Annotated in this window: 7 protein-coding genes; 3 read left to right on the top strand and 4 right to left on the bottom strand. The window is 71.8% G+C overall.

The features are described 5' to 3' along the window. A partial coding sequence (locus GUY60_RS33440; protein ID WP_161704756.1) for an outer membrane protein assembly factor BamB family protein occupies positions 1–1,345 on the top strand: 1,345 nt, incomplete at its 5' end. A gap of 35 nt (positions 1,346–1,380) precedes the next feature. Here GUY60_RS33440 and GUY60_RS33445 read toward each other — a convergent pair. Then, positions 1,381–1,974 carry a hypothetical protein gene (locus tag GUY60_RS33445; protein WP_246235976.1) on the bottom strand — a complete coding sequence of 198 codons (594 nt, stop codon included), beginning with the start codon at positions 1,972–1,974 and terminating at the stop codon, positions 1,381–1,383. A gap of 303 nt (positions 1,975–2,277) precedes the next feature. Here GUY60_RS33445 and GUY60_RS33450 point away from each other — a divergent pair, with 303 nt between their 5' ends. Beyond that, entirely contained in the window at positions 2,278–2,838 is a 561-nt protein-coding gene (locus GUY60_RS33450; protein ID WP_161704757.1) for a hypothetical protein, read from the top strand. Positions 2,839–2,849: 11 nt separating this feature from the next. Further along, on the top strand, positions 2,850–3,389 hold the full coding sequence (locus tag GUY60_RS33455; protein ID WP_161704758.1) for a hypothetical protein: 540 nt from the start codon (positions 2,850–2,852) through the stop codon (positions 3,387–3,389). Between the two features lie 16 nt (positions 3,390–3,405). Here GUY60_RS33455 and GUY60_RS33460 read toward each other — a convergent pair whose 3' ends face one another. The 3 genes from GUY60_RS33460 to GUY60_RS33470 form a co-directional block, all read right to left on the bottom strand. Beyond that, a complete protein-coding gene (locus GUY60_RS33460; protein ID WP_161704759.1) occupies positions 3,406–4,197 on the bottom strand; it encodes an enoyl-CoA hydratase/isomerase family protein in 792 nt (263 codons plus the stop codon). Next, positions 4,194–4,652 carry a Zn-ribbon domain-containing OB-fold protein gene (locus GUY60_RS33465; protein ID WP_161704760.1) on the bottom strand — a complete coding sequence of 153 codons (459 nt, stop codon included), beginning with the start codon at positions 4,650–4,652 and terminating at the stop codon, positions 4,194–4,196. The genes GUY60_RS33460 and GUY60_RS33465 overlap by 4 nt, the downstream gene beginning before the upstream one ends. 91 nt (positions 4,653–4,743) lie before the next feature. Further along, on the bottom strand, positions 4,744–5,497 hold a 754-nt coding region (locus GUY60_RS33470; protein ID WP_161704762.1), incomplete at its 5' end, for a thiolase C-terminal domain-containing protein.

Here is a 5,497-nt window from a genome sequence, read left to right on the forward strand (position 1 = left end):
CTCGGGCCCCGTCCGGCTGCCCGGCGCCCCCGTACCCATCGGCCCCGGGCCCCGGATCGCCGACACCCGCGCCGTCGCCGGTCAGGCACCCGGCGCCGACGGGATCGTCGGGTCCTGGGTGCGCGGACCCGGCGCCGCGCCCGTGAACGGCGACGCGGCCCGCACCGCCCCCGCGGCCCCGTCCCGGCCGCCCGAGGTGCCGCCGCAGCACCAGCCGGACGCGCCCTGGCGGCCGTGGCGGTTCCGGATGTCCAACGACGTGTGGGGCACCCCGCACGTCGCGGGCGAGCGGGTGTACGTCACCTCCTTCGAGGTGCACGCCCTCGATGTGGCCACCGGGCGGCGGCAGTTCAAGACCCGCGACGTGGCCTGGTCGATGGCGGTGGCCGACGGCCGCGTGCACGCCTCCGACGGCCCCACCCTGTACGCACTCGACGCCACCGACGGCACCGACCTGTGGCGCCGCCAGACCGACGCCTGGGTGTACTCGCTGCGCGCCGACCGCGGCACCGTGGTGACCGCGACCCGTGGCGGCGGCGTTCAGGCGGTGGAAGCCGCCAACGGCGAAGTGCTCTGGCAGATCACCGGCGTCCAGACGGACTTCGAGACGCCCGAGGCCGGACCGGTGATCCAGGACGGCACGGTGTACGTGTGGCAGGACGCCCGGCTGCGCGCCCTGGAGGCCCGTACCGGCGTGGAGCGCTGGTCGTACCCGATCGGTGACGCGGCGTCCTGCGGTGGCGTGCCGGTGCGGATCACGCCCGCCGAGGACGGGTACGTGTATGTCGCCGCCGGGACAAGGGTGTTGGCGATCGACATCGAGGGCGGGCACGTGCCGTGGCGCTTCGAGGCGCCCGCGGTGTTCCTCTCCCCGCCCGCCTTCGCGCCGGGCCCCGCGGTCACCGGCGGCGGGGTGTACCTCGCCGACTACCTCGGCACGGTGTACGCCATCGACGCCGCCGACGGCCGGGACCGCTGGCGGATCGCGACCGAGTCCCGCTCGTCCGTGGAACCGGTTCTGGTGACCGGCGGCCATGTCCACGTGGGCAGCGGCAACGGCCTGTACACCCTGGACGCCGTCACCGGCACTCCCAAGTGGCGCTTCCAGGCGGGCGGCGAGGTCGTCGGCTCCCCGGTGGCCGCGGACGGCCGCATCCACTTCGGCTCCGCCGATCACTGTCTGTACACGCTTGACGCGGTCGGCGGCCAGCTCCGCTGGAAGCTCGCCACCGGCGGCGAGATCACCGGCTCGCCGGTGGCGGAGGCGGGTGTGGTGTACGCGTGCAGCAAGGACCGCTGCGTGTACGCGCTTGACGCGGTGAAGGGGACGGGCTCGTCCCGCTAGCGAGTCCTGCTGGCTCGTCCTGCTAGCGAGCCCCGCTAGCGACCGGAGTCGAGGGTGGGCTCCCCGGAGTGGCCGTACCCGGGCGGGCCTTCGTACGGAGGGCCGTCGTACGGAGGGCCGTCGTCGTACGGCGGGCCCTCGTCGTACGGAGCGTCGTACGGCGTGCGTCCGGGTTCGTGGCCGCGCACCCCGTGCGGGTACTTGCGGCGGCCCGCCATGACGAGCGCCGCGAGGAGCAGGGCGACCCCGCCGAGCAGGGCGTTCCCCGCGCCCACGGCCAGTCCGTCGCCCGTGCCGCCCACCGTCAGGGAGCCCTCGGCCTGGCCCACGCGGACCATCCACAGCACCGTGAACGCGAGCACGAGCAGGCCCGCCGCCGCGACCAGGAGCCGGGCGCGGAACACCACGCCGACCAGGGTGAGCAGGGCCGCGAAGGCGAACGGCAGGAACAGCGAGCCGAGCAGTCCGGCCCCCGCCTCCGTGACGCCCGTACCGGTGAAGAGTTCCTCGATGCGGTAATCGCGCCCGTGACGGCCGTCGTACCAGATTCGGAAGGGGCTCCAGACGGCGGCCGTCGCTCCGGCGAGAGCGAGGATCGACCCGAGAACGTTACGCAGCGTGCGCATCATCGGTGGACCTCCAAGACGCGCGCGGGCGCTCCGCGCGCTGCTCTCGGTCACGACGCTACGCCGCACGGTCACCCGGCGCCACGCGACGACGGGCGGGCGTGGGGCCGCGGTGCAACAGCCTTGTACCGCAGGTCGACAGCCTTGTAACGACCGTACGCCCAGGGGCTCGTGGCGCTCCGGGCAGCCGTATAAAGGCTGTGTAAGAACCACTGCTAGGGTGACGTGCGCCTGTCACATACGGGCCCTTCCGAGCGCGCGCCCGAGTGCGCGTCGGCGTACGTACATATCCCGGGGGATCTGCAAGTGAAGCTTCGTCATGCCCGTTCCATCGCCATCTGCGCCGTCGCTCTGGTCGCTCTGACCGGTGCCCGTGGCTCGTCCGGCGGCGGCTGCTCCAACTCGTCCGGCAGCAGCGGCAGTTCGTCGAGCAGCGGTGGTTCCACCTCCGGTGGTCACGACGACGTCGGCAAGGACACCAGCACCGGTGGCGGCGACCTCGGCTCCGGCGGTACGAGCGGCTCCAGCACCTCCGGCGGCACCTCCGGCATCGGTGGCGTCGGCGGCGGCAAGAACAAGGCCATCAAGGACCTGAAGATCGAGTCCTGCGAGTACACCGAGGCGCGTGGCGTCACCGCTCGCGTCCGGGTCACCAACAACTCGGACGAGACGTACGACTACAAGTACAAGATCACCTTCACCGGCCCCAGCGGCGAGCTGCTGCGCACCGCGGACACGTCGATCCCGTGGGTCACCGCGCAGAGCACCAGCACCCAGGAGTCGTCGGCGCAGTACATCGCCGAGCCCGGTGACGACCTCAGCAAGATCACCTGCAAGCTGCACGACGTGACCCGCGTCGCGGGCTGAGGGGGACTGTCATGAAGATGCGTCACGTACGCGCCGTCGCGGTGGCCGCCGTGGTCGTCGTCGCCCTGACGGGTGCCCGCAGGGGCGGCAGCGGTGGCGGTTGCGACGACCACGACAGGTCGTCGTCGAGCTCCAGCTCGTCCGGCGGGTCCTACACGTCCGGCGGGTCCAGCGACTACGACGACGATTACGAGCAGTCGACCGGCGGTTACGGCGACAGCACGCCGTCGGCGGGGCCCACGACCGCCGGTGAGTCGGACATCCAGATCACCGACTGCGTGATCAACGGCCTGAGCTCCACCGAGGCCAAGATCACCTGGAAGTACACCATCACCAACGGTGACTCCACCGGCTCCGCCGACTACACCGGCACCCTGGTGTTCAAGGACAGCGCCGGTGCCATGCTCGGCAGCGCCCTCTTCACCGACGAGGACGTTGCCGTGGGCACGCCGTTCGAGGGCACCGTCGAGGACTCGGTGTACGACTCCGACGTGGCCGGCCTCCAGGGCCGCTGCGAGGTCAGCACCGTCAGCAAGATCCCCTCGTACTAGGGGGGTTGGGCCGGGTTCAGCGGAGCCGGAAGCCGCTGCCCCGGCCGCCGCTGCTCCGGGCGCCGAACAGGTCCGCCTGTTGCTCCGGCGGCAGATTGCCGAGCGCGATGAGGTGCGGCGCGTGCGCGAGAGCCTGCGCGCGCGCCGCCTCCTTCGCCGCCCACACCGCCCGTACGGTGCCCTCGACCGCACCGGCCGGGTACCCGGCGACGGTCCGCGCGCACTCCACCGCGGCCGCCAACACCCCGCCGTCCGGGGTGACTTCACTGACCAGGCCGGTCTCGTACGCGCGCCGCGCCGAGATCCGCTCGGCCGTCCCGAGCAGGGACATCCGCGCCACCTCCCCGAACGGCATCCGCTGCGCCATGGCGATCGACTCGTACGCGCTGACCATGCCGTACGTGGTGTGCGGGTCGAAGAACGTGGCGCGCTCGTCGGCGAGCAGGAACTCCGCCTCGCCGAGCAGATAGAACGCGCCGCCGCACGCCATCCCGTTCACGGCGGCGATCACCGGTTTCCACAGGTCGTTGGCCTTGGGGCCGATGGCGACCAGCGGATCGTCGATCGAGTACGGCGACGTGGGCTGCGGCACCTCGGCACCGCGGTCGATGCCGGTGCAGAACGCCTTGTCGCCCGCCCCGGTCACGACGACCGCGCGCACCGTGTCGTCGAACCTGAACTCCCGCCAGGTCGCGGCCAGTTCGGCGGCGGTGTCCAGGTCGATCGCGTTGTGCTTGGCGGGCCGGTCCAGGGTGACGACGGCGACACCGGTCTTCTCGTCCCGCTCGACCCTGAGGCCCGTACTCACGGCCGCTCCAGGACCCACTGCGGTACGACCTGCCCGCCGACCTCCGCGAACACCACCTGCACCCGTGCCCCGATCTTCAGCCGGGCCGGGTCCACCGAGTCGAGCGGGGCGCCCGCCTCGGTCACCAGGTTCCCGACGAGCCGGATCCGCGGCGCGTCCGTGAGCTCGACGACGATCGCGTTGTACGGGGCGAATTTCGCGTACGCGGGGAGCAGCGGGGGGTGCGGGAGTACGTAGGACCAGATGCGGCCCTTGCCGCTCATGCGGCGCCATTCGCTGTCGAAGGACTGGCAGTGGGGGCAGCAGGGGCGTGGGGGGAACCGGAGTTCTCCGCAGTCCTTGTTCGCGCAGGCCTGTATGCGGAGTTCGCCTGCGCGGGCGTGGTCCCAGAAGGGGGCGCCGTCGTCGTCTGGCACCGGGGTGAGTAGGTCGGAGGTTCGGGTCGCGTCTGCCATGTCCTGTCCTTTGCCGGCTGCCGGGTTCGTCGTGGCTGGTCGCGCTCACGGGGCGGAGCCGCAAAATGTCACAGCCCCGCGCCCCTATCGGTTACGGGGCGCGTAGCAGTACCGCTGACGTCGGCACCCCCTCGCCCGCCGTCACCAAACACGTTGCCGCGTCCGGGACTTGGGCCGTGCTGACGCCGCGCAACTGCTTCACGCCCTCGTTGATGAGGTTGAAGCCATGGACGTACGCCTCGCTGAGGCCGCCGCCGCCGGTGTTCATGGGGAGGCGGCCGCCGATCTCCAGAGCGCCGCCCTCGGTGAACGCGCCGCCCTCGCCGCGGCCGCAGAAGCCGTACCCCTCAAGGGAGAGCGGGATGAGTGGGGTGAACGCGTCGTAGATCTGCGCGACGTCGACGTCCTGGGGCCCGAAGTCGGCCTGCTTCCACAGGTGCCGGGCGGCGGTCCAGGCGGGTCCTGTGAGCGGGTCGTCGTTCCAGTAGTTGACCATGCCGTGGTGCTGGGCGGGCAGGCCCTGGGCGACGGAGTGCACGTACACGGGCTTCTGGCGGCAGTCCCGCGCCCGCTCGGCGGAGACGATGACGCAGGCCAACGCCCCGTCCGTCTCAAGGCAGTTGTCGAAGAGGCAGAGCGGCTCGCTGATCCAGCGCGAGGTCATGTACATGTCGCGGGTCAGCGGGCGCTCGTACATCATCGCGGCCGGGTTCTGGTTGGCCCGGTTGCGGCAGGCGAGGGCGACGTTGAAGAGATGGTCGCGGGTCGCGCCGTACTCGTGCATGTAGCGGCGGGCCAGCATGCCGATCTCGTCGGCGGGCCGCAGCAGGCCGAAGGGGCGGGTC

The sequence above is a fragment of the Streptomyces boluensis genome, assembly GCF_009908195.1.
GTDB lineage: Bacteria > Actinomycetota > Actinomycetes > Streptomycetales > Streptomycetaceae > Streptomyces > Streptomyces boluensis.